We start from the raw sequence: 21745 nt of genomic DNA on the forward strand, positions 1-21745 counted from the left end.
GTCGTGGTCGCTTGTTTATGCAGCTTGATGTCCATGAACTTGCTCCCGGATGAATTGCTGAAGAAGCTCTCTCGCTGCTAGCAGAGGATAACTTCTATAGGCGATCCTATCATCCGGGACCCTACACCTAGTCAAGGGGGGAGTGGTGGTTACGCGAGGGTGGCTGGAAGCGGCACCGCTATCGGTGGAGCCGGCGGAAACGCTGGCGCGCCTGGTGCTGGCCAAGGCGGCAATGGAGGCAGCGCTGAAGTAGAAGGCGACGGATTCGCGTTGGGTGGCGAAGGTGGTGAGGCCGGTCAAGCAGACCGGGGAGGCCGCGGCGGCCGAAGTCCGCTCGAGGTTCTCGGAGTTCCGGACCAACAGCTCCCCGATGGAAGCTGGCTTTGGGATAAGGGTCGGGGCGGAGACGGAGCCTCCCCGCAGAATGCCGAGAATCCCAAAGACTCCGCCTCTAAACCCGGAGAGGGCTCTGGAAGCAATCAGTCGTGAGTCCGAAATCGCCCAACAAATCGCTCCAGTCGCCGCAGCGAAGCTGCGCGGCTGAGCGCAGCCGTTGGGCGTCGAGCACTGATCAAACCAAGCGGGTGAACTATGACTGAAGGCACCGCCGTTACGAGGCTGCTTCCGAACATTTGCACTGACAAGATGGAAGAGACCCGCGACTTCTACAAAGAGTTGCTGGGTTTTGTCGTTGGATTCGAGCATCAGGGCTGGTACATCCAGATGGCGTCGCCCGACAAGCCGGAACTGCAAATCGGTATCATGCGCCTCGACCATGAGTTTACCCCTCGGCCTTTCCAGTACCCTGCACAGGGCGTCATCATATCGGTGCAGGTCGAAGATGTTGAGGCGACATACGCTGCAGTGAAGGCCCGTGGTTTCGAGTTGGCACACGACCTATGCGATGAAGAATTCGGGATGAGGCGGTTTATGGTAGCGGACCCGAACGGGCTACTTGTCAACATGTTCTCGTTTCCATGAGCGCGCGCCCGACAAGTGCATTAAATTCGTTCCGACCCGACGGGCCTCCACCGGACGCGCCGTTCATGCAAAGCGTTATGTGCGAGGGGAGCCAAAATCAAAGGGGCAGATCGATTCTATGTCGATCAATGTAAATAGGGCAGGTTGATTTGTTTTTAACCAAGCTGACCGATTTGAAATCTATCTGGCCCCTTTGGGTTCATTGCCTCCCGTTCTCCGCCTAGCCCCTAAACCTGCGCGTAGCCCCCGTCGACGAACACCTCGCTCCCCGTCATGAAGCTGCTGTCGTCGGACGCCAGGAACGCCACCGCGCCTGCGGTTTCCTTGGGATCGCCCAGACGCTCAAGCGGTACGGTTCGATTCATTTCGCTCAGGGCTTCGGATGGGAGCAGTTCCATCAGCTTGTCTGTTTTGGTTGGGCCAGGAGACATGACGTTTATGCGAATGCCGGTGCCCCTGAGACTATGGGCCATACTGCGCACCAGGTTTCGGATGGTCGCCTTGGAGGCGCTGTAGATGCTCATCGCGGGGGGACCATGCTGCCCACCGTGGAACCGGTGAGGATGATGGAGCCGCCGTTCTTCATCAGGGGCAGGGCCTTCTGGACGGTGAAGAGGGTACCTTTGACGTTGATGTCGAAGATGTAGTCGTAGTGCTCCTCGGTGATCTGGCCCAGGCTGGCGAATTGGCCGACGCCATCGAAGTCGGCATGGTCGGCATCAACGTACCGCTGCCCGTCCTGGTCGCCTTCCACAGCTTCGGCGGCTGGAAGGACTCGCTGTTCGGCGACCTGCACGCCTACGGCCCCGATGCCGTGCGTTTCTACACCCGCCGCAAGGCCGTCTCCCAACGCTGGCCGAAGCGCTCTGCCCAGGAAACGGCCCAGTTCAGCTTCCCTCCTGAACCACCCGCACGGCTGCCCCCCACGCCCGCGCCGCTCACACCGGTGCGGGCGTTTTTGTGTGTAAGTCTTACATGTAAGGCCATGTCACTCGGCGCTGATTCGCGATAGGTTAAGTCTGTTCAGAGGTGTCACCCTTATTGGGGGAATTCCAGCGCTCCAAACCAGCCGCAAATGTGGGCGTTATGCCGAAGGATGCACTGATGACAACAGTAGAACCCATTAAACACCAGCGACTTCGACTTGGCTTATGCATGTGGGTTGCGGGCATGCTCGGCGTGGTCGCGCTCACTGTCACTGTGCTACCACAACTCGTGGCTGACGTGACGCCTGCCGCGCCCTTATGGTTGGTATTACTTGCAAGCACTGCGCAGAGTGCGCTGTTAGTCGCTGTTGCTGTGTGGTTAGGCGTGGTGCTGGCGCCGAAAGTTGGCTTTCGAGCTGCTGCTTTTGAGGCCGCAGTGACTGCAGGATCGATCAGGTCAGCCCTTCGGCCGCAGCTCCGTCCCAGTTTGGTCGCCGGGGTCGTGGGGGGAGTTGGGCTATTCGCAATTGGCGGTTTCGGCTTCCCAGCGGCCCTCGCTGAGGTGGAGCAGCAATTTTCAGTGCCGATAATTGCGCGTGTGCTCTATGGTGGGGTCACAGAGGAATTGCTTTTACGATGGGGGCTAATGACAGTCTTGGTATGGCTGGCATGGCGGTTCCTGCAATATCGTAGAGGTACTCCTCGGCCCCTCTACGTCTGGCTGGCCATCGTCGTGAGCGCGCTGCTTTTCGGCGCGGGCCATTTACCAGCGGCGGCAATGCAGGCAGGCGAGTTAACTGGCTACGTAGTGCTATTCATTGTCGGCACTAATACCACCTTCGGGGTGCTGTTCGGTTACCTGTATTGGCGATATGGCTTGGAAGCGGCAATAATCGCTCACGCTTTCGCACATGTAGTGAGCTATGTTTTGAGCTTGGGAGTGGCATAACAATGTGCTGTAGTCGCTGCGCGCGGATCTTCGTTTCGCTTGCGCTCCACTACGGCCGCTAAGCACGGCGTTATGGCTACTGAGGAGGCAAAATGGATAGCGCCATAGTAAGGCCTGCACCGCTAGTCGATCAGGCGGCAGTGTTCACTCTCGTCAATCAACTCCATCCGACGGGTGGGGGCGGTGAGTCTTGCTTCTCCCTTGAGTTGGAAAAACGTGTCTACAGGACACTCGTTCGAATTTTCGCGAATGGGTGTTCCGCGAAAGTTGTTGAAGGGTGGCGATGCTGTCCTCTGGACGCGCGATCCTGTCCATGACGCAGTTTCCGTCGCCCTTGCCGAATCGTCATCGACGGTAGCAAACAGCCAGGCATGACCAGCGCCTGATCAAGGTTGCAGTTCCCATCTATGGCAACGATCCCTGATGCAGCGACCCGGACGCATGCCGTTGCGACGGGCAGGTCAAGGGACAAGAACGACCCGGCCCAGGATGGAATTTTCCTCGGCATAGGCATGGGCCGCCGCGACCTCGCAAAGCGAAAACCGTCGATCAATGGGAACCTCCAGCTCACCGGTGGCGGCCAGGCGCAACATGTCGTCGACCGTCCTGTGGACTTCGGGTTTTTCGAGCTGGCTGCCCATGAACACACCCAGAAGCGTCTGGTTGGCCTGCAAGGCGGGCCAGAGGTCCAGGTCCAGCAACGCGCGCCCTGCATTGCCGACGAAGACCAGACGGCCCTTGGGACGGAGTGCGGCAAGCGATCCCGCGAGCGTGGACCCGACGGGGTCGACGACCAGGTCTACGCCTCGGCCGTCGGTCAGCCGCATGACGGCCGCGGTCACATCCTCTGAGCGGTGGTCGATCGCGGCGTCCAGCCCATAAGCCCGCAGTCGCGCGACGCGATCCGCGCCCGAGACGGTTGCCAATACCTTCGAGCCGGCGCGATGTGCCAGTTGGATCGCCGCGACCCCGACGCTGCCCGCTCCGCCCTGCACGAGCAGGGTCTCGCCGTCGACCAGATTTCCGCGCGCGAACAGGCTGTGATGGGCGGTTCCGAACGAGATGGGCAGGGCGGCCGCAGCCGTCATCTGCAACCCGTCCGGCACGATCCATGTCCGCGTGGCCTTCACGGCGCGCAATTCGGCATGGGATCCGCCCATGTCGAATGACGTCACCTTTTGCCCGATGAAGCGGTCGTGAACCTTCGAGCCAACCTCGATGATCTCGCCCGAAGCCGCATAGCCGGGAACGTGGCCTGCTGCCTGAGGCGCCGCCGTCGCCCGATTGATGAGATCGCCCCCCTCGATCGAGATTGCCTCCACCCGGAGGAGCACTCCATCCTCGGGACAAACCGGAGCCTCGACGTCTGTGTAGCTCAGGACCTCCGGTCCGCCTGGAACATCATAATATGCAGCCTTCATGCTCTTTCCTTCCATCGAGGGAATTGTGGGACAGCCCCCTAAACCTGCGCGTAGCCCCCATCAACGAACACCTCGCTCCCCGTCATGAAGCTGCTGTCGTCGGACGCCAGGAACGCCACCGCGCCAGCGGTTTCCTTGGGATCGCCCAGACGTTCAAGCGGTACGGTTCGATTCATCTCGCTCAGGGCTTCGGATGGGAGCAGTTCCATCAGCTTATCTGTTTTGGTCGGGCCAGGAGACATGACGTTCACGCGAATGCCGGTGCCTCTGAGATCATGGGCCCAACTGCGCACCAGGTTTCGGACGGCCGCCTTGGAGGCGCTGTAGATGCTCATCGCGGGGGTGCCCATGCTGCCCACCGTGGAACCGGTAAGGATGATGGAGCCGCCGTTCGTCATCAGGGGCAGGGCCTTCTGGACGGTGAAGAGGGTGCCTTTGACGTTGATGTCGAAGATGTAGTCGTAGTGCTCCTCGGTGATCTGTCCCAGGCTGGCGAATTCGCCGACGCCTGCGTTGGCCACCAGAATGTCCAGGTGTCCTTTTTCTTTCTGGATCGTTTCGAAGAGGCGATCGAGATCCTCCGGCTTTGTCACATCCGCCTGGACGGCCCGGGCGTTGGATCCCAGTGCCTCAACCGCGTTGTCGAGGGCGTCCTGGCGCCGTCCGGTAATGAAGACGAAGGCCCCTTCGTCGATGAGGCGTTGGGCCGAGGCCAAGCCGATGCCGCTGGCTCCGCCTGTGATCAATGCAATTTTTCCGTGTAGCCGACTCATGGTTGGGTCTCCGTATGTGTTGACTCGATTCGCTTTCACGATATATAAGCCGCTTACAAATGTTCAAGTATGCACCTTTTGGTAAGTGCCCGTTATGGCGAAAGAAAACTCAGAAAACCCACGTTTCATTTGCGGCCTGCATGCGACGCTGCACGTGATCTCCGGGAAGTGGAAGCCATTGATTCTGTTCTTTTTAGACAAGGGACCGACACGTTACGGCGAGCTCAAGCGAAGCGTTCGGGGCGTGAGCGACAAAATGTTGATCCAACAGTTGAAGGAGCTCGAGTCCGACGGCATCGTCCAGCGAACCGACTATGGAGAGATCCCGCTGCGCGTCGACTACTCGCTGACGTCCTTCGGGGCGAGTCTGGTGCGGGCCATGGAGCCGCTTTGCGGCTGGGGCGAAGAGCACGAACAGGACATTGCCGCGGCGATAGACCGCCGGAAAACCAGCCGGTAGCAAGCGAAGCGCAGTGACCAGGAAGCCGCTCAGTTCAGCTTCCCCTCCTGAACCACCTGCACGCCTGAACCCCATGCCCGCGCCGCTCACACCGGCGCGGGCGTTTTTGTGTCTACGTCTTTCGTGTAGCGCTATGTTAATCGACGTTAAATTAAGCTAGGTTAAGTATTGTTTGATACTGCCGATACAACCTGATGAACCCAGTGGTGAAGCGTTCAGTGCTTTGCATGGCGGTAGCGTGGCTCACACGGCAGCGGGGCAGGGGGTGTGTTTGTTTCAAGGTGATAGAGCCTGCAAAGGTAGCAGGCACGCGAATTCTGCATAACGCTGGCTCGATAAGATTGTTGAACGCGCCTGCTCGTTCAAGTGGGAAAACGAGCGTGCTGTCTAATACCTGTTAGCCATAAGTGGAAGGAGAAATAAATGCCAATTAATGTTACCGAAATCGAGGTTGGAGCGGTTTATCGAACAGAGACAGACCAACTTCGCCGTGTCGAAAAAGTTGAGCCGGATGATGAGGGGCGTGATCGGGTGCACTACAAAGCAAAGAGCGCCCGTATACCGAAAAGGCCCTTCGATATTGCCCACATCTTAGATAATCCACCACTTGCCGACTCGTTTGCTGAGGCATGCAGCCATCGCCTCAGTGACGACGAGATTAGGCAACTGGTTGTTGAAGGCGTTCTTACCAGAGATGAGCTTAATGGCTAACAATGCCATCAAATTCGCTCCCTTCGGTCGCCGGACGCTCGTTCCTCGCGCCGTTTATGGCGAGCGTTAGCGGTCAAGATGGCTATGCGCAAAGATCCAGATTGGTATGTATTCCAAGAAGATATCAAGGATCATTTTGATTCGTTAGGAGCTGACGCTGAGACAAACGTCAGGGTGCAAGGTGTGCGCACATGTCATGACGTCGATGTGTTCATAAAGACGAAATTTCTGGGTGAAAACATTACTTGGGTCGTTGAGGCGAAACACTGGAAGAATAAGGTAACCAAAGCTCAAGTATTGGCTCTTAGGTCAATAGTGGATGACATAGGTGCGGATCGGGGTTTCATTATATCTGTAGCTGGTTTCCAAAGCGGTGCATTTGAAGCAGCTGAAAAGACCAACGTAAGGTTAAAAACCTTCGATGAGTTGAAGGAGGATACTAGAGGCTTTATTGAGGCTGAAATCCTAAAAACCTACTACAAGCGTCTCGTTCTCCTAGAAGATCGTTACTGGTCACACTCAAAAAACATAAGAATCGAGTATGGTCTTCGCCACGATATAATAGATCAATCCATGCGCTTTACTGGACAGCAGTTACTAACTATAGCGCGAACGGCGATTATGGCTGCCGAGGAGCGAAATTACCCGATCGACCTGGAGTCCTTTTTGAAAGAGCATAAAGGCGCCAAAGTTGCTCATAACTTTCAGCAGCTTTCTATGTGGCTTAATCTCAACTTGAATCACTTCGAGGAGAAACTTCTCACGGCAGAATGGGCAATGTATAAGAACGGGGATTACCATCCTGATACCACAAGAACTAGAGATGACGAAACAACCACCACAGAAATTGCGGCAAAGGCTATTTATAGTGCAAGGAAAGACCGCTAACAAGGCCAAGCACAGCGACGGCTTTTCCGTTGCGGCTTCGCCTCCACTACAAAGCCGTGCGTGTTGGCGGCGTTAAATGCCTATGAAGATCAAAGTGCCAACATTTGAAGAGTTTAGAAGTCATGATGGCCTTCACTATAAGAATCTGTGGAAAGAGGTTGGAGATAGCTGGTTTTGTCCTTCATGCAAAAGAAGCAAGTACGAGATTATGAGGTGGGCTAAAAGATTTCCGGGTCGTCCTAATGCCTTTTGGGGTTGGGTTGCGCCCCTTCATAAACATCATGATCATTCAGCACCGTACATGAGTAGTCACGGTAGATTCCCAATGACTACCATCTGTGATCAATGTAATGCGTCAGATGGGACAGCCAAAAGAAAGCTAAAGCTTCCCAAAGACTTTTCTTTTTCTCCTCAGGAAATTGGGTGTTTCGTAAGAGCGACCCCTCACGGCAAGCACGAAATAGACTATGAAATGGCTAAAGCGATCTATGATTCGCTCAACATTTAACAATCGCAGGCACGGCGATGGCTTTTCCATTGCGGCTTCGCCTCCATTCCAAAGCCGCGCGTACTGCGGGCGTTAGGCAGATAATAGAAACATGGACGCTGAATTAGTAGCTGCTAAAAAATATGGTTTGTTTTGGACTTGGTCTTGTGTGGATGACGAGGTGACGGGAAGTATTGCTGATGGGTTCTACATCTATCAACCGGATCGATTTTGGGAGCCATTCTGGGAGGTGTTCGATAAGCTTAGCCAGCTTAATAACTATTGTTTCAATCAGCTTGTGGCCTCGGAAGCTAAGTTGAGTGAGCTACAAGCGGAGTATGGCCGGGCCGTTGAGGAAAAAGACGCAGGAGCCGAAGTTCTCGATTACCTTTCGGAGGAAGTGCCGGCTTGGGAGAATAATGTAGCCATTTTTGCAAAAGCTGCACCGATTATTCTTTTAGCTAGTTTTTCGGAGTGGGGGCTGAAGCATATAGCTATAACGCTATTTGGGGGCGCGCCAAAAAAGAACGAGCGTGGTATGAGCGATATAGAGTTTTATTTGCTATACTTGGTGCGCTGTGGGCTTGAAGTTGAAGATACTGATGGAGTTCTGTCGCGAGTTGGAACGTTTCGATCAATAAGAAACGACTTTGCTCATGGAAAATGGAATGAACTAGAGGTAGGTCTTCAAGCACTTAGCTTGAGAGAAGCTTTTTCAAGTGTGTCCGCTATGTTTGAGGCAATTGAAGATGCTGCATGGCGTAGAGGAGAGGCGCTTGCCTAACAAGTAGCTGCTGTCGGACGCACCTACGCTGGCGCTCCGGTGCGCCGCAAAGTCAAGGCGCTACATGTGTTTCATCTATAGGCTAAGGAAGGATTTTGGATGACTGACCACTTCGGTTCTTGCCTGTGTGGCACAGTGAAATTTGAGGTTCATGGGCAATTCGACAGCTTTTACCTGTGTCATTGTGAGTGGTGCCAAAAGGATACGGGGTCTGCTTACGCAGCAAATCTATTTTCGCAGTCAGCTAAACTGGCCTGGATAGCGGGTGTAGATGCTGTGACCTCCTTTACGCTTCCAGGCACTCGTCATAGCAAGAGCTTTTGTAAGCTTTGTGGTTCAGCGTTGCCAAGCATTCAGGTCGCAGGGTTGCTCGTCGTCCCTGCAGGGTGTTTGGACACTGAAATCACTATGTTGCCAACGGCGCACATCTTTACATCCAGCAAGGCTGCTTGGGGCCAAGGGCTAAGGGATGTGCCGGAATTCGGTGGGCTGCCGCATTGAATACCCCCTCATGACCGGTATCTGGTGGTCATTACACGTGGAAGAACCTGGGCAGCACGCCGCAAAGCCAACTGCCCTGTAAAGAGCAAGGAAGGTATACGGTGACTATTAGTGATGATCAGGTATTGCCGGCGCCGGTGCTATAAGCCGCAAAGGGGGTCAAAGTCGTGAGCTCTTTGATTGAATGAAAACGGCAACGGCGATCAGTACAAATCCGACCACGAGCCCGACATCCAGTCTCTCCGACAACAGCAACACGGAGCTTAATAGGCCAACCACCGGTATCCCCAGAAAGCTGATCGTGCTAGAAATTGCGGGCATGGTTCGGGCAATATGCAACATACCCCAAAAGACGAAGGTCGTGGAAACGATACCGACGTAGGTCGTCACCAACAGGCTTCGAATATCTAGACCTTGAAACAAAGAGACGTCACTGAAAGCGATTGTCAGTGATGATAGCCCAAGGGTCGCAGCCAGAAGTTGCCACGGTAGTAGCTGTAATGTCGACCATCTGGAAGGGTAGCGTCGCAAAAGTGCTATTTGGAAGGCCCAGACAACGGCCGCGAGCAACAGTAGTCCGTTACCAACTAGGGCTTGTGTATTAGATAAAACATGATTAGACGGGAGAAAAAGAAACGCCAAACCGGCAAGCCCGAAAACTAGACTTGCAATGACGGAACGATCGAGTTTTTCATCCAGCCATAACACAGCCAGAGGTATCATCCAGATTGGGCTAGTATACGCCAGCAGCGCTGCGCGTCCGGCCGGGACCATGGTGACACCGACTGTGATCAACCAGAGGAATGCCCCCATTTGCAGGCAGGCCACCGAAATGATTGGAAACCAGACCTCACGACCGGGGATACGAAACTGACGAGTCATTTTTACCAATACGAAAGCACTGATAGTGGCAAAAACAAGACGCCATATAAGAAACACTTGAGGAGACATGTTGCCTAGAGTCATTTTCATGAGTGGCCAGGACAGTCCACCTCCGATGATAACTCCTGCGAATATGAAACCAGTCCCACGGCCAGTCAAGCGAGAAATTGAGTTCCCTAGCAGTTTATCGTGATTCATCATTTATTCCTTGTGGGCTTTTAGTTGCTCTGTCAGGCTCGAAATAATCGCAGCGGAGCGGTGGGCGAGGAGTGGGAAAGTACCTGCATCACCTACTCCATGACTCGGAGCGGAGAAGCTGGTCATAAATATGGGGAGTCGATGCCCTGATTCACCGATGATGCCTAGACTGTAGTCGGGGGCAATATATAGATTCCCGCCTCGGTCATGTTCTATACTGCTCTCTAGCGCTTTCAAAATGCTGGGTGTTTTGTGAGAATTAATTCCTTGTTCAAGCCGCTCGAATCCAGTTGCTACGATCACGGCATCAGCCTTAACTGAGATCTGCATGTTGCTATCGCTGTATTGATTAGGTCTGATTGTATGAGTTCGTTAGCGCATACGGAAATCAGAGTTTTTGATACGCGGAGATCAGCAGCAATGATGCGACTCGAATTCCGACACCTCGAGACGGCCTATTGGATCTATAGGCTCGGTTCTTACGGTGCAGCTGCGGAAAGGCTCAATACTACACAACCCAATATTTCCATGCGTATCGCCGACATGGAGGAACGTATTGGCAGCGTTGTGTTCCAGCGTGGGAAGCGGCCGGCGACTCTTACTGCTGCTGGTCGCGAACTGATTGGATACGCAGAGCGTATTCTGGCCTTGCGCGATGAGCTGTCTTCAGTTTTCGAGGATGGGCAAGAGGCTACTGGCCGAATTCGAGTAGGGTGTACCGAGACGGTAGCGCTCTGGTGGCTCGCCGATTTTACGTTAGATGTGCAGCGCGCCATGCCGAATATCGAGCTTGATATAGATGTCGACATTACAGAAAAAACTTGGAATAAGCTGTGCAACGGCACAATAGATCTTGCTTTGGTTCCCGATGATCAACTTCAGGAACGGGTTATCAGGCACAGCCTTGGCCATGCGTCTATTGCCTGGATGGGGGCTGCCGAATTGGTGCAAACAAGGTCGACATTGGACACCATGAATTTAATTCGGCGATCCATCCTGAGCCTGTCACCCGGATCGCGTTTGTATGCCGACCAATTTCGCTGGCTTGATATGCAGGATATTCGTCCAGACCGTCTGACCTACTGCAATACGATGAGTGTCACGGCGAGGTTGGCATGTGAAGGCGCCGGTGTTGCATTGCTACCTCAGGATCTGTTTTCTGACGACAGTCAGTTACAGGCATTGGAAGTTCAGCCAGCATTTGCTTCTCTGCCTTTCGTCGCTACCTACCTATCTCCCGCTTTCTCTCCATCGGTCGAGCGGATAGCCAAGCTGGCGGTGGCGAATAGCGGATTTCATCTGGGCGAGTCGCAGCCATAATGCCTCGCAAGCGGCCGGCCGACGGGTTGAATCCTCCGCTTGCGCCATCACCTTATGGGGGAAGAGCCGCCATCAGGGCGTCGCTCGGTTCATTGTTTCAATGCGTTTCATGGGAGGATCGCCATGCCTTTTGCACCGTCCAGCATGCAAGTCGAAAGCACCGCCTTCACGCCGAATGGGGCGATTCCGAAGCGCCATTCGGCGGAAGGTGACGATGTGTCCCCGGCCCTGAGCTGGAAGGATGCGCCGGCGGGGACCAAGGGCTTCGCGGTGATCTGCCACGACCCGGATGCGCCGCTGGTGAAGGATGGCAGCTACGGTTACGTCCATTGGCTGCTCTACAATCTGCCGGCGGATGTCACCTCGCTGGAAGAGGGCACGAAGACGGGCACCGCCGGCATCAACGATGGCGGCGCCATCGGCTACGGTGGCCCCATGCCGCCGGAGGGCCACGGGACGCACCAGTATTATTTCTGGGTGCTGGCGCTGGACACCCAAACCGAACTGCCGGAGGGGCTGACGCAGCCGGAACTGCTCAACAAGCTTGAGCCGCACATTCTGGGCATGAATCGGTTGGTGGGGACTTATCGCCGCGATTGATTCGTCGTTGACGGTTTAGACGCTGCTTCACACGCACTCGGCGCCTTCCCTTGGGAGGCGCCGAGTGTCGTTTGGGGCCGGGTTCAGCGATAGCCGTCCATCAATTCGCGTACCAGTGGCGTATCGGCGTCGCGGTGGGTGGGGAGCTCGAAGCGGGCGCGGGCAATGGCGGTGCGCGAGAGCTGGGCTTCGATCAACGTTTCGCCGTCCTCGGCCAGGGCGAGGGTGTCGCCGCGCGGGCCGAGAATGCGCGAGCCGCCCCAGAAGTGGCTGTCGCCTTCGGGGCCGAAGCGGTTGGCCATGATCACGGGGGTGCCGTAGGTCATGGCGTAGAACTGCAGGTTGACGGCCCAGTTCTGCTCGTTGGAGAAGTCGTCGCTGACGATGCCCGAGGCCGAGTTGATCGGTGCGCACAGTACAGTGGGGCGGGCCAGCAGGGCGGCGTGCACCAGCCCCGGATTCCACAGGTCGGCGCAGATCAGCGAGGTCGCCGACCAGCCGGGACACACCGGAAGATGCGTGAGCTCGCTGCCGTGGGTGAACAGCTTGCCTTCTTCCAGGCCACCGTAGGTGGGCAGGTTGAGCTTTCGGTGCACGGCCTGGAGCTTGCCGTGCTGGAGAATCGCCAGGGCGTTGTAGTACTCGCCGGGGCTGGCTTCCTCGACAAAGCCGACCACCACCTGCATGTCGCCGGCGGCACGGGCCAGCTCGGCCAGGCGCGGATCATGAGCCGGGCAGGCCACGTCGATCACCCGGTTGCCCAGGCCGTAGCCGGTCAGCGAGAGCTCGGGGAAGACCAGCAACTCGAGCCCCTTGCGGCGTGCATCGGCGATGAACGCGAGATGGCGTTCGAGGTTGGCGTCGACATCGCCGAGGCTGGCGTTGATCTGCGCGGCGCCGACGCGCAGGTGATCCTGATAGTGCATGGTGGCGTCTCGCTACGCTGGGTCTGAAAGATGCCGGCGCGCGCCGCGCCGGCGAGGCGGATCATCCCACCCGCGCGGCGTCGCTTCAAGGCGCGCCGAGCAGCGCCAGCAGGTCGCTTGCCGGGCGGGTCTCGAGGCTCATCACCACGTCTTCCAGCCGGGCTGCCCGCTCGCCCAGCACGGGCTCGGCCAGTGCCCGGTACTTGGCGACGACTTCGTCGTCCGAGAGGGGGCTATCGTGATTGCCGCGCGCCTCGAAGTCGGCACTTTCGATGATCTCGCCGCTTTCCAGATGCAGCCGGGCGCGCGCCCAGCGCTCGGCGGGAAAACGGGCGTTGAAGGTGTCGTCCTCGTGAATCTCCACCCGGCTGGCCAGGGCCTTGAGATCCGGGGCGTCGAGTTCGTCGCTGACGCCCGCAACATCCACGGTGCCTCGGCCCAGGGCGCAGGCGATGGACCAGGGCAGGCTGTACTGGGCCTGCTCGGTGGTGGTCGGGTGCGTCACATGCAGGCGCTTGCCCTCGTGGAAGGTGACGATCTCGATGCGCGCGATGGCGGCGGGGACGCGTTGCTCGGCGGGCAGTGACAGCACGGCTTCCACCGCGGGCTGGGCCCAGCGGCAGACCGGGTAGGCCTTGAAGTACTGCTCGTGGAGATACCAGCGCTCACCCAGGTCCTGCCAGAGCGCGGCTACGTCCGGCGCGGTCACGGTCAGCGCCGGGGCGCCGGTGAAGCCATCCTCGGCCAGCAGGGCGGCGGAGATGCCGGTCATCGCGCCCCAGCCGGAGCCGTCCTTGAGCATCGTGGGATGGTCGATGCAGCGCATCATCTGGCTGCGCGGGCCATAGAACTCGGCGATGCCGAGGGCATGATGCAGGGTCTCGACATCGGCCCCGCGAAGGCGCGCGGCCACGGCGGCGACGCCCAGGGCGTTCCAGGCGCCGGAGGTGTGATAGTCCGGGCTGGTGGCGTGCAGGGCGATCCCCGCGCGGGTGGCGATCTCGTAGCCGTAGGCGAGCAGGGCGAGGAAGTCGCGCCCTGAGAGGTCGGCCACCTCGGGCAGTGCCAGCAAGCCGGGCAGCAGGGCCACGCCGGCATGGCCCTTGGTCAGCACCTGGCCGTCGTGGGCGTCGAGCGCGTCGATCAGCCAGGCTCCGTGCAGGGCGACGCCGGTGGGCGAGGCCTGGCCGGCGGTGAACAGCAGCGGGCGGTCGCCGCCATGCTGGGAGGTCACGAAGCGCGTGGCCTTGTCGGCCAGCGGCGTGCGGGTGGCGCCGGCGGCCACGCCCAGCAGATCGAGCAGGCAGCGCTTGGCCTGGTGGAGGTGGGCGTCGTCCAGGGCGGAGAGATCGACCCCGTGCATCCAGTCGAGGGGGGCGTGGTCGTGCATGGCAGTGGCCTCGGGTGCTGGCGAAGAAAGGCGTGACGAAAGACGGGGCCGGTATGAGACGGCCCGCGTCGCGGTCGGCGGCGGAGCCTGGCTCCGCGTGCCGGTTACAGCAGGTCGTGCTCCTCGAGGAAGCGCTCGGCGACCTTCTCGACGGGCTGCTTGTCGACGTCGACCTTGGCGTTGAGGCGCGCCATGGTGCTGTCATCGAGCAGGGCGGAGAGCGCGTTCATACGTTCGTCGAGATCGGGGTTCGCCTCGAGCGTTTCCTCGCGGACCACCGGGGTCAGCGCATAGTCGGGGAAGAAGTTCTTGTCGTCCTCGAGGACGGTCAGGTCCAGGGCCGGGATGCGCCCGTTGGTCGCCGTGGTCATCGCCACGTCGACTTCTTCCTGATCCAGCGAGGTCAGGGTCAGGCCCTGGTCCATCCGCTTCACGTTGCGCCGGCCGAACTCGAAGCCATAGGTCTCCTGCATCGGGCGCAGGCCGTCATCGCGCGAGTAGAAGGTCGCGTTGGAGGCGAGCACCAGCTCCTGGCCGCCATTGATGACGTCGGCGAGATCGGAAATGGTGGCGATGCCGCGTGCTTCGGCGTCGTCTTTCCGCATGGCCAGGGCGTAGGTGTTGTTGGCCTCGGAGGGCTCGAGCCAGATCAGCCCCTTCTCGGCGTCGAGTTCCTTGACGCGCTCGTAGGTGGCCTCCGGCGAGAGGTCCTCGGTCACCTTGTTGTAGCTGATCAGCGAGGTGCCGGTGTATTCCCAGTAGAGATCCACCTGGCCGCTCTCCTGGGCGCGGCGCAGCACCGTGGTGCCCATGCCGGCGCGCTGGTCCACCTCGTAGCCATGGGCCTGGAGGTATTGCGTGGTCATGCTTGACAGGATGAGCTGTTCGGTGAAGTTCTTGCCGCCGACGGTGATGTCCTCGGCGTGGGCGGCGGTACTGGTGAGGGGGCTGACGAGGGTGCTGGCGAGAGCCAGGCCGCCGATCAGCGGGAGCAGGGATTGTCGCATGGGTGACACTCTTGCCTGAGAAGGGGAAGGCAGCGGGCACCGTGCGCCGTCGACCGGCACGGTGCCCGCTGTCTGCGGAACGGCGATTACAGCAGGTCGTTTTCCTCGAGGAAGTTCTCGGCGACCCGTTCGATGGATGTCTTGTCGACATCGACCTGGGCGTTGAGGGTGGACATGGTGTCGTTGTCGAGCAGGCCGGAGAGGGTATTCATCTGCTCGGCGAGCTCGGGGTTGGCGTCCAGGGTCGCCTGGCGCACCACTGGTGTCAGCGCGTAGGCCGGGAAGAAGTTCTGGTCATCCTCGAGCACCTGGAAGTCGAAGGCGGGGATACGGCCGTCGGTGGCGAACACCAGCCCCACGTCGACCTGCTCGTCGCGCAGCGCCTGGTAGACGAGGCCGGAGTCCATGCGCTTGACGTCGCCACGCCCGGCGCGGAATTCATAGGCCTGCTGCAGCGGGCGCCAGCCGTCTTCACGGGCGTAGAATTCGGCGTTCATGGCGAAGGTCAGCCCCTGCTCGTCGTTGACCGCCTGGGCCAGGTCGCTGAGCGTGGTGATGCCGGTTTCCTCGACGCTCTCCTTGCGCATGGCCAGCGCGTAGGTGTTGTTGGCGTCGGAGGGCTCGAGCCATACCAGGCCCTTCTCGGCGTCGAGTTCCTTGACCTTCTGGTAGGTCTCGTCGACGGTCAACCCTTCGGCGGATTCGTCGTTGTAGTTGATCAGCGAGGTGCCGGTGTATTCCCAGTAGAGGTCGATCTGGCCGTTTTCCTGAGCCTGACGGAGGACGGCGGAGCCCAGCCCGGCGCGCTTCTCGACGTCGTAGCCGAGGCCTTCCAGGTACTGGGTGGTCATGCTGGAAAGGATCTGCTGCTCGGTGAAGTTCTTGCCGCCGACCACGATTTCGTTCGCCTGGGCGGTGGCCAGGCTGCCGGCCAGCACTGCGCCGGTGAGCAGGGGCATCAAGGTTTTCATGGTGTCGCTCCTTTCGTTGCTTGTTGGACAGCCGTTGCTTGCTGGATAACGGTCGATTGTCGGTATCGTGCTTGTCGAATGGCGCCGCTTGCCGGGGTGAGCCGTCGAGGCGCCCGCTAGGCGCGGCCCGGATTCACCCCGCGCGGCACCACCACGAAGGCGGTGATGGCGATGAGCATGTCCACCACGACCGCCAGCAACGCCGTGGGAATCGCGCCGGAGAGCATCATGACCGGGTCGTAGAGATCGATGCCGGTGAAGATCAGCTCGCCGAGACCGCCCGCGCCGATCAGGAAGGCCAGCGGCACCGTGCCGATGTTGATCGCCAGCGCCGTGCGGATGCCGGCGAAGATGACGTACAGCGCATTGGGCAGTTCGACCCGCAGCAGGCGCTGGGTGGGCGACATGCCGATCCCCGCCGCGGCCTCCTTGAGGGCCGGATCGACGCCCTTGAGCCCGGTATAGGTGTTGCGGGCGATGGGCAGCAGCGTGGCCACGAAGAGCCCGAAGACCGCCGGGACGGTGCCGATGCCGAGAAAGCTCATCGACAGCGCCAGCACGGCCAGCGTGGGAATGGTGGTGCCCACGTTGAGGACCTGCATCATGGATTCGGCGACCCGTGCCATGCTGGGGCGCGACAGCCAGATACCCAGCGGAATGGCGACCAGGATCGCCAGGCCGCCGGACATGGCGGTCAGCCACAGGTGCTGCACGGCCAGGTAATGGACGTCGGGCAGATAGAAGATGAAGTCGTCGATCACGCCGCTGGACTGACTCCAGACACCGGCGAGGAAGACGGCCACCAGCACCAGCAAACGCCCGGCGCCGGCAAGATTCAGCGTCGGCATGGGCTTACTCCTTGGGGGCCGATGACGGAGAGGCCTCGTCGAGCGCGACGCCGTCATCGCCCTTGGAATGGGCGCGGTAGCGCGACCCCAGGTGATGGGTGATCGCGCGCTGGGTGATCTGGCCGACGATGCGGCCGTCGTCGTCGACGCAAGGTACCCAGGTCATGTCGTGGGCGAACATCAGCGAGGCGACCTTGCGCAGGTCGTCGTCGAGGCTGACCACCACCGGCACGCTCTGGTAGTGATCGCGACAATGGCCCTGGGTGGTGCGGGCGACGGGGGCGGTGATGATGCCCACCGGCTGACGCTTGTGGTTCACCATCACGATGCTGTTCTGGTACCCGTAGGACTCGATGCGCTGAAGGGCGGTGGCCAGGGTGTCGTCCGGGCGGACGAGGCCGATTTCCTCGCTGGCCAGATCGCGGACCTTGACCAGGTTGAGGCGCTTCAACGCCCGGTCCTCGCCCAGGAAGGATTCGACGAAGTCGTTCTTGGGCGCGGCGAGCAGCTCGTCCGGCTCCGAGTACTGGACCAGCTTGCCGGCGCGGAAGATGGCGATGCGATCGCCCATTTTGATCGCTTCGTCGATATCGTGGCTGACGAACATGATCGTCTTCTTGAGCTCCTGCTGCATCTTCAGGAATTCGTCCTGGATCACCGCCCGGTTGATCGGGTCGATGGCGCCGAACGGTTCGTCCATCAGCATCACGGGGGGATCGGCGGCCAGCGCCCGGGCCACGCCGATGCGCTGCTGCTGCCCGCCGGAAAGCTCGCTGGGATAACGCTTGAGGAAGGCATCCGGCTCCAGCGCGATCATGTGCATCATCTCGCGGGCGCGCTCCCGGTACTTGGCCTTGTCCCAGCCCAGCAGCTTGGGCACTACGGTGATGTTCTCCTCGATGGTCATGTTGGGGAACAGACCGATCTGCTGGATCACGTAGCCGATGTTGCGGCGCAGGTCCTGGGTGTCGAGGCTGGTGGTGTCCTCTTCGTTGATGAACACCTTGCCCGAGGTCGGGCGGATGATGCGGTTGATCATCTTCAGGGTGGTGGTCTTGCCGCAGCCCGAGGGGCCGAGCAGGATGCAGATCTCGCCGCTCGGCACCTCCATGCTGATGTGGTCGGCGGCGGTCACCGCGCCCTTGGGCGTGTCGAAGACCTTGGTCAAGTTGTCGAGTCGAATCATGAAGCGGTCCTTGTCGGGTCGGCAGCCTGTTGTAGTTTGCAGCGCGTGGCGCGGAGGCGAATCAGGTAGTGGCGGCGCGTTCCATGCCCTTGGGCGTCAGCCGCTTCTGCAGGGCCAGCAGCGCATAGTCGACGATGATCGCCAACACGCTGACGGCCACGGCGCCGAGGATCAGCTGACGAGGGTCGGACTGGGAAATGCCGCGGCTGATGAGCGTGCCGAGCCCGCCGGCGCCGATGTAGGCGGCGATCGCCATGACGCCGATGTTGAGCACCACGGCGGTACGCACGCCGGCCATGATCACCGGCACGGCGAGCGGAATCTCGACCATGCGCAGGCGCTGGTTCTGGCTCATGCCCACGCCGCGCGCGGCTTCGCGCAGGGCCGGGTCGACGTTGTTGATGGCGGTGTAGGTGTTGCGGATGATCGGCAGCTGCGAGTACAGCAGCACCGCGATGACCGCCGGCATGTAGCCGATGCCCTGGCCGATGATCGAGAGGATCGGAATCATGATCCCGAACAGCGCGATGGAGGGAATGGTCACGATGATCGAGGCGATGTAGAGCACGGTCTTGGCGATGCGCTCGTTCTTGGTGATGGCGATGCCGATGGGAACGCCGGTCAGCGTGGCGATCCCCACCGCGACACCCACCAGGCTGATGTGCTCGAGGGTGAGGGTCCCCAGCAACTCGAGATTGTCGAGAAAATATTGCAGTAATTCCACGGCACGGACCTCGCACTCGCGATGGAGTGGTTTGTTTGAACTCGTATAAATTTCTTATATGAAAGGCTTTTTATAAGTTCGTATTATGTGATGAGCATAACACGCTCTCTGCAAGTGCCCCCCGTTTTGGGCATTAGGATGTGTCATATCATTCATTTTCAGTGGCAATGAGCGTTCGATAGGCAACGCATCGACTTCGCCGTATGCTCGTCGACGATAATGCCGTGTTTTGATTTTCCTTGCAGGAGGCCGCCCCTTGAGCACTCGTCGGACGAATTACCGACTCGCCGCCGCCCAGATGAACTGCGTCCTGGCCGATGTCGCGTGCAATCTCGAGACGCATCGTCGCGTCATCGAATCGGCGCGCCACCGGGAGGTCGATGTCCTGGTGTTCCCCGAGCTTTCGTTGACCGGTTACGACCTGGGCACGCGCGTCCCCGAGGTCGCGATGGACCGCGATGATCCGCGTCTGCTCCAGCTGGCGGATGCCGCCGGCGACATGCTGACCGTGGTGGGCTTCGTCGAGCGCTGCGCCCGCGGCGAGTACGCCAACGCCATGGCGTGTCTGTGCGAGGGGCGTGTCGTTGCCGTGCATCGCAAGCTCAACCTCTGCACCTACGGCGGGCACGAGGAGGGCAAGCATTTCGGCAAGGGGCAGACGCTCACCGTTACCGATGCCGACGGCCTCGCCTGCGGGGTGATGATCTGCGCCGACCTCTGGAATCCGGGCCTGGCCCATGCGGCCATGCTGGAACGGCCAGACGTGATGCTCACACCGGTCAACGCGGCGACGGGAATGGTCGACGGCGATTTCGACGACGAAGGCAACTGGCTGATCTGCCTGAAGTTCTACGCCATGATGTACGCCACGCCGATGGTCATGGCGCATCGCTACGGGGCCGAGGGCGACGGCTGGTTCTGGGGCGGTAGCTGCATCGTCGGCGTCGACGGCCGGGTGCTGGCGCGGGCCGAGGACGGCGAGACCCTCGTCAGCGCCGACATCGACACCGACGAGATCGACGCCGCGCGCTTCGCGATGCCGACCCACCGCGACGCCGACACGCCGCTGGTAGCCTCGTTGATGGCGCAGCGGCTGGAGCGGGAGCGTCGCGGCTGAGGCCGTGGCCCTGGCGCTCCGTGCCTGCGGGTGTCTCCAGTTCGTCTCCCGTCCGTATCCAGTCCGCGTCGAGTCCGTGAAACCGAGTGCGTAAAACGTAGAGGGTCCGTTGCCGGGAGGATCGGGGCCGCTGCCGGGAGGACCGAGGGCGGAGTCCCGCCGGCCTCGCGCGGCGCCGCTCTGCGGCGCCGACTGTCGTCATCTCAGTGCTCCGAGGGGGCCAGCTCGGGGCGCGTGAACGGCAGCTTCGACAAGACGGCATAGCACAGGGCCGCGGCGATGACGCCCACCAGTGGCGGCAGGATCGGGGAGAAGTACGCCATGCCGGAGCCCACCGCGTAGGATGCCAGGCCGGTCCAGTTGAAAGCGGGCAAGTTGGCGCTGTTCAGCGTTGGATAGCGGCCCTTATGGCGGCACCAGAAGTCCGCCATGATCACGCCCCCGATCGGCGGGATGAAGGTGCCGAGCAGTACCAGGAACGGAATCAGCAGGTTGTACATCCCGCCCACGGCCAGCACGGTGCCGATGGCGGCGCCGGTCACGGTGACTACCCTGCGTTTATCGGTACGCAGCAGATTGCAGCCGGCGACCGCGAAGTTGTAGATGGTGTTGTCCTGGGTGGTCCAGATGTTGAGGAACAGCATCAGCACGGCAAGTACCACGAAGCCCTGGGCCAGCATGACATCGACGATATCCGCCTGCTGGTAGATCATCGCCCCCAGTGCGCCGGTCAGCACCATCAGGCCGTTGCCGATGAAGAAGGCGGCCAGCGTGGCGATCACGGCGATCTTTGGGGTACGGGCGAAACGACTCCAGTTGGTGGCCTGGGTGCCGCCGCTGATGAAGGTCCCGATCACCACGGTGATGGCGGCGGCAAAGCTCATGCTCTCGTAGGGCGTCTGGCCCGCAAGGCCGGAAAGCCCGCCGACATCCACCAGGCCGGTGTAGAGGCTGATCAGGATGAACAGCATCATCGCCGGGACGGCGAAGCGGGAAAGCAGGTCCAGTCCGCGAAAGCCGACCATCGCGGTGATGCAAAAGGCGAAGCCGAACAGCACCATCAGCGGAATCTTGAGCGACTCCGACAGGCCGGTGGTCTTGACCAGGACCACGGCGATGGTGGCGGTGCCCCAGGCGTACCAGCCGATCTGGGTGAAGCCGAGCACGAAGTCGGATACCTTGCTGCCCACCTCGCCAAAGCAGAAGCGCCCCATCAGCACGGCGTTGAGGCCGCTCTTGCAGGCGATATAACCCAGGGCCGCCGCATAGGCGCCCAGCAGCAGGTTGCCGACAAGAATCACCCCCAGCAGCTCGCCGAACGGGAAGGCGACGCCGAGCGAGCCGCCTGCCCACATGGTGGCGGTGAAAAAGGTAAAACCGAGCAGTACAACCGAGGTGGAGAGCAGCCCTTTGCGTTCGCTGCTGGGGACTTCGCTCAAAGGGTAGTCCGAGTGTTCCATCGTATGCTCCGCGGAGAGTTGGCATGCAGCACTGGCATGAAGCGTAGGGATGACGCCTTAGCATGAGTCGTGCGGGATCGTCTTGCTGCACCATGCATGAAGCAAGAGTCGTTCCACTCTGGGGGGAATGGCCACGATCGTGCGCAGTGGCCGCCTCCTGCTTGCCGATGAGGCAATGGCGCGGACAGCATGCGCGATCAACGCCGCGATGCGAGGCGGTCGTGGCGCGCGAGTC

General features: G+C 60.0%; 24 protein-coding genes and 1 pseudogene. 11 read left to right on the top strand and 14 right to left on the bottom strand.

Annotated features, from left to right (window positions below):
* Positions 1-591 precede the first annotated feature (591 nt).
* Complete coding sequence (locus ABGX75_RS09770) at positions 592-981, top strand: VOC family protein (protein ID WP_287124937.1); 390 nt, start codon at positions 592-594, stop codon at positions 979-981.
* Between the two features lie 227 nt (positions 982-1208).
* Here ABGX75_RS09770 and ABGX75_RS09775 read toward each other — a convergent pair whose 3' ends face one another.
* Both ABGX75_RS09775 and ABGX75_RS09780 read right to left on the bottom strand, forming a co-directional pair.
* Positions 1209-1505, bottom strand: a complete 297-nt coding sequence (locus ABGX75_RS09775; protein ID WP_287124938.1) for an SDR family oxidoreductase — start codon at positions 1503-1505, stop codon at positions 1209-1211.
* Positions 1502-1735 carry an SDR family oxidoreductase gene (locus ABGX75_RS09780; protein WP_287124939.1) on the bottom strand — a complete coding sequence of 78 codons (234 nt, stop codon included), beginning with the start codon at positions 1733-1735 and terminating at the stop codon, positions 1502-1504. The genes ABGX75_RS09775 and ABGX75_RS09780 overlap by 4 nt, the downstream gene beginning before the upstream one ends.
* On the opposite strand from ABGX75_RS09780, the pseudogene ABGX75_RS09785 reads away from it, so the two are divergent.
* Positions 1679-1840: pseudogene (locus ABGX75_RS09785) on the top strand (aldehyde dehydrogenase family protein); the annotation flags it as partial. The gene ABGX75_RS09780 and the pseudogene ABGX75_RS09785 sit on opposite strands and share 57 nt — an antisense overlap.
* Positions 1841-2085: 245 nt before the next feature.
* The gene (locus ABGX75_RS09790; protein ID WP_287124940.1) at positions 2086-2856 is read left to right on the top strand and encodes a CPBP family intramembrane glutamic endopeptidase; all 771 of its coding nucleotides are present in this window, start codon (positions 2086-2088) and stop codon (positions 2854-2856) included.
* Between the two features lie 461 nt (positions 2857-3317).
* Here the strand turns inward: ABGX75_RS09790 and ABGX75_RS09795 are convergent, their stop codons facing one another.
* Together ABGX75_RS09795 and ABGX75_RS09800 are read right to left on the bottom strand one after the other, a co-directional pair.
* Positions 3318-4277 (bottom strand): zinc-binding alcohol dehydrogenase family protein, encoded by a 960-nt coding sequence (locus ABGX75_RS09795; protein ID WP_287124941.1) that lies wholly within the window; start codon positions 4275-4277, stop codon positions 3318-3320.
* A gap of 38 nt (positions 4278-4315) precedes the next feature.
* Positions 4316-5050, bottom strand: a complete 735-nt coding sequence (locus ABGX75_RS09800; RefSeq protein ID WP_287124942.1) for an SDR family oxidoreductase — start codon at positions 5048-5050, stop codon at positions 4316-4318.
* A gap of 94 nt (positions 5051-5144) precedes the next feature.
* On the opposite strand from ABGX75_RS09800, the gene ABGX75_RS09805 reads away from it, so the two are divergent.
* The 5 genes from ABGX75_RS09805 (at position 5145) to ABGX75_RS09825 (ending at position 8881) form a co-directional block, all read left to right on the top strand.
* On the top strand, positions 5145-5510 hold the full coding sequence (locus ABGX75_RS09805; protein WP_287124943.1) for a helix-turn-helix domain-containing protein: 366 nt from the start codon (positions 5145-5147) through the stop codon (positions 5508-5510).
* Positions 5511-5933: 423 nt separating this feature from the next.
* Positions 5934-6221, top strand: coding sequence for a hypothetical protein (locus ABGX75_RS09810; protein ID WP_347411302.1), 288 nt, complete (start codon positions 5934-5936; stop codon positions 6219-6221).
* Between the two features lie 78 nt (positions 6222-6299).
* A complete protein-coding gene (locus ABGX75_RS09815) occupies positions 6300-7109 on the top strand; it encodes a restriction endonuclease (protein ID WP_287124945.1) in 810 nt (269 codons plus the stop codon).
* Positions 7110-7708: 599 nt separating this feature from the next.
* Entirely contained in the window at positions 7709-8380 is a 672-nt protein-coding gene (locus ABGX75_RS09820; protein WP_287124946.1) for a hypothetical protein, read from the top strand.
* A 99-nt stretch (positions 8381-8479) separates the two neighbouring features.
* Positions 8480-8881 (top strand): GFA family protein, encoded by a 402-nt coding sequence (locus ABGX75_RS09825; protein ID WP_287124947.1) that lies wholly within the window; start codon positions 8480-8482, stop codon positions 8879-8881.
* A gap of 159 nt (positions 8882-9040) precedes the next feature.
* Here ABGX75_RS09825 and ABGX75_RS09830 read toward each other — a convergent pair whose 3' ends face one another.
* Positions 9041-9961 carry a DMT family transporter gene (locus ABGX75_RS09830; RefSeq protein WP_287124948.1) on the bottom strand — a complete coding sequence of 307 codons (921 nt, stop codon included), beginning with the start codon at positions 9959-9961 and terminating at the stop codon, positions 9041-9043.
* A 3-nt stretch (positions 9962-9964) separates the two neighbouring features.
* Positions 9965-10291, bottom strand: coding sequence for a hypothetical protein (locus tag ABGX75_RS09835; RefSeq protein WP_287124949.1), 327 nt, complete (start codon positions 10289-10291; stop codon positions 9965-9967).
* Positions 10292-10381: 90 nt separating this feature from the next.
* On the opposite strand from ABGX75_RS09835, the gene ABGX75_RS09840 reads away from it, so the two are divergent.
* Together ABGX75_RS09840 and ABGX75_RS09845 are read left to right on the top strand one after the other, a co-directional pair.
* Positions 10382-11281 carry a LysR family transcriptional regulator gene (locus ABGX75_RS09840; protein WP_287124950.1) on the top strand — a complete coding sequence of 300 codons (900 nt, stop codon included), beginning with the start codon at positions 10382-10384 and terminating at the stop codon, positions 11279-11281.
* 123 nt (positions 11282-11404) lie between these two features.
* Complete coding sequence (locus ABGX75_RS09845) at positions 11405-11881, top strand: YbhB/YbcL family Raf kinase inhibitor-like protein (protein ID WP_110062227.1); 477 nt, start codon at positions 11405-11407, stop codon at positions 11879-11881.
* 83 nt (positions 11882-11964) lie between these two features.
* On the opposite strand, the gene ABGX75_RS09850 is transcribed toward ABGX75_RS09845, so the two are convergent.
* The 7 genes from ABGX75_RS09850 to ABGX75_RS09880 form a co-directional block, all read right to left on the bottom strand.
* Positions 11965-12807 carry a nitrilase-related carbon-nitrogen hydrolase gene (locus ABGX75_RS09850; protein WP_287124951.1) on the bottom strand — a complete coding sequence of 281 codons (843 nt, stop codon included), beginning with the start codon at positions 12805-12807 and terminating at the stop codon, positions 11965-11967.
* 85 nt (positions 12808-12892) lie between these two features.
* The gene (locus tag ABGX75_RS09855) at positions 12893-14197 is read right to left on the bottom strand and encodes an MmgE/PrpD family protein (protein WP_287124952.1); all 1305 of its coding nucleotides are present in this window, start codon (positions 14195-14197) and stop codon (positions 12893-12895) included.
* 104 nt (positions 14198-14301) lie between these two features.
* Positions 14302-15204, bottom strand: a complete 903-nt coding sequence (locus tag ABGX75_RS09860) for a glycine betaine ABC transporter substrate-binding protein (RefSeq protein WP_011507652.1) — start codon at positions 15202-15204, stop codon at positions 14302-14304.
* 86 nt (positions 15205-15290) lie between these two features.
* Entirely contained in the window at positions 15291-16175 is an 885-nt protein-coding gene (locus tag ABGX75_RS09865) for a glycine betaine ABC transporter substrate-binding protein (protein WP_287124953.1), read from the bottom strand.
* A 116-nt stretch (positions 16176-16291) separates the two neighbouring features.
* On the bottom strand, positions 16292-17023 hold the full coding sequence (locus ABGX75_RS09870) for an ABC transporter permease (protein ID WP_011507650.1): 732 nt from the start codon (positions 17021-17023) through the stop codon (positions 16292-16294).
* Between the two features lie 4 nt (positions 17024-17027).
* Positions 17028-18209 carry an ABC transporter ATP-binding protein gene (locus ABGX75_RS09875; RefSeq protein ID WP_347411303.1) on the bottom strand — a complete coding sequence of 394 codons (1182 nt, stop codon included), beginning with the start codon at positions 18207-18209 and terminating at the stop codon, positions 17028-17030.
* 61 nt (positions 18210-18270) lie between these two features.
* Positions 18271-18933 (bottom strand): ABC transporter permease, encoded by a 663-nt coding sequence (locus tag ABGX75_RS09880; protein ID WP_011507648.1) that lies wholly within the window; start codon positions 18931-18933, stop codon positions 18271-18273.
* Between the two features lie 256 nt (positions 18934-19189).
* Here ABGX75_RS09880 and ABGX75_RS09885 point away from each other — a divergent pair, with 256 nt between their 5' ends.
* The gene (locus tag ABGX75_RS09885) at positions 19190-20050 is read left to right on the top strand and encodes a nitrilase-related carbon-nitrogen hydrolase (RefSeq protein ID WP_287124954.1); all 861 of its coding nucleotides are present in this window, start codon (positions 19190-19192) and stop codon (positions 20048-20050) included.
* Positions 20051-20253: 203 nt separating this feature from the next.
* On the opposite strand, the gene codB is transcribed toward ABGX75_RS09885, so the two are convergent.
* Positions 20254-21510, bottom strand: a complete 1257-nt coding sequence (codB, locus tag ABGX75_RS09890) for a cytosine permease (protein WP_287124955.1) — start codon at positions 21508-21510, stop codon at positions 20254-20256.
* Positions 21511-21745 lie beyond the last annotated feature (235 nt).

It is taken from the genome of Chromohalobacter sp. (assembly GCF_039830575.1).
Lineage (GTDB): Bacteria > Pseudomonadota > Gammaproteobacteria > Pseudomonadales > Halomonadaceae > Chromohalobacter > Chromohalobacter israelensis.

Coding starts and splice junctions, on each gene's coding strand:
- ABGX75_RS09830 (WP_287124948.1), bottom strand. CDS start 9,961: ATGAATCACGATAAACTGCTAGGGAACTCAATTTCTCGCTTGACTGGC.
- ABGX75_RS09810 (WP_347411302.1), top strand. CDS start 5,934: ATGCCAATTAATGTTACCGAAATCGAGGTTGGAGCGGTTTATCGAACA.
- ABGX75_RS09835 (WP_287124949.1), bottom strand. CDS start 10,291: ATGCAGATCTCAGTTAAGGCTGATGCCGTGATCGTAGCAACTGGATTC.
- ABGX75_RS09875 (WP_347411303.1), bottom strand. CDS start 18,209: ATGATTCGACTCGACAACTTGACCAAGGTCTTCGACACGCCCAAGGGC.
- ABGX75_RS09795 (WP_287124941.1), bottom strand. CDS start 4,277: ATGAAGGCTGCATATTATGATGTTCCAGGCGGACCGGAGGTCCTGAGC.
- ABGX75_RS09800 (WP_287124942.1), bottom strand. CDS start 5,050: ATGAGTCGGCTACACGGAAAAATTGCATTGATCACAGGCGGAGCCAGC.
- ABGX75_RS09790 (WP_287124940.1), top strand. CDS start 2,086: ATGACAACAGTAGAACCCATTAAACACCAGCGACTTCGACTTGGCTTA.
- ABGX75_RS09850 (WP_287124951.1), bottom strand. CDS start 12,807: ATGCACTATCAGGATCACCTGCGCGTCGGCGCCGCGCAGATCAACGCC.
- ABGX75_RS09825 (WP_287124947.1), top strand. CDS start 8,480: ATGACTGACCACTTCGGTTCTTGCCTGTGTGGCACAGTGAAATTTGAG.
- ABGX75_RS09860 (WP_011507652.1), bottom strand. CDS start 15,204: ATGCGACAATCCCTGCTCCCGCTGATCGGCGGCCTGGCTCTCGCCAGC.
- ABGX75_RS09775 (WP_287124938.1), bottom strand. CDS start 1,505: ATGAGCATCTACAGCGCCTCCAAGGCGACCATCCGAAACCTGGTGCGC.
- codB (WP_287124955.1), bottom strand. CDS start 21,510: ATGGAACACTCGGACTACCCTTTGAGCGAAGTCCCCAGCAGCGAACGC.
- ABGX75_RS09855 (WP_287124952.1), bottom strand. CDS start 14,197: ATGCACGACCACGCCCCCCTCGACTGGATGCACGGGGTCGATCTCTCC.
- ABGX75_RS09770 (WP_287124937.1), top strand. CDS start 592: ATGACTGAAGGCACCGCCGTTACGAGGCTGCTTCCGAACATTTGCACT.
- ABGX75_RS09840 (WP_287124950.1), top strand. CDS start 10,382: ATGATGCGACTCGAATTCCGACACCTCGAGACGGCCTATTGGATCTAT.
- ABGX75_RS09805 (WP_287124943.1), top strand. CDS start 5,145: ATGGCGAAAGAAAACTCAGAAAACCCACGTTTCATTTGCGGCCTGCAT.
- ABGX75_RS09845 (WP_110062227.1), top strand. CDS start 11,405: ATGCCTTTTGCACCGTCCAGCATGCAAGTCGAAAGCACCGCCTTCACG.
- ABGX75_RS09820 (WP_287124946.1), top strand. CDS start 7,709: ATGGACGCTGAATTAGTAGCTGCTAAAAAATATGGTTTGTTTTGGACT.
- ABGX75_RS09815 (WP_287124945.1), top strand. CDS start 6,300: ATGGCTATGCGCAAAGATCCAGATTGGTATGTATTCCAAGAAGATATC.
- ABGX75_RS09865 (WP_287124953.1), bottom strand. CDS start 16,175: ATGAAAACCTTGATGCCCCTGCTCACCGGCGCAGTGCTGGCCGGCAGC.
- ABGX75_RS09870 (WP_011507650.1), bottom strand. CDS start 17,023: ATGCCGACGCTGAATCTTGCCGGCGCCGGGCGTTTGCTGGTGCTGGTG.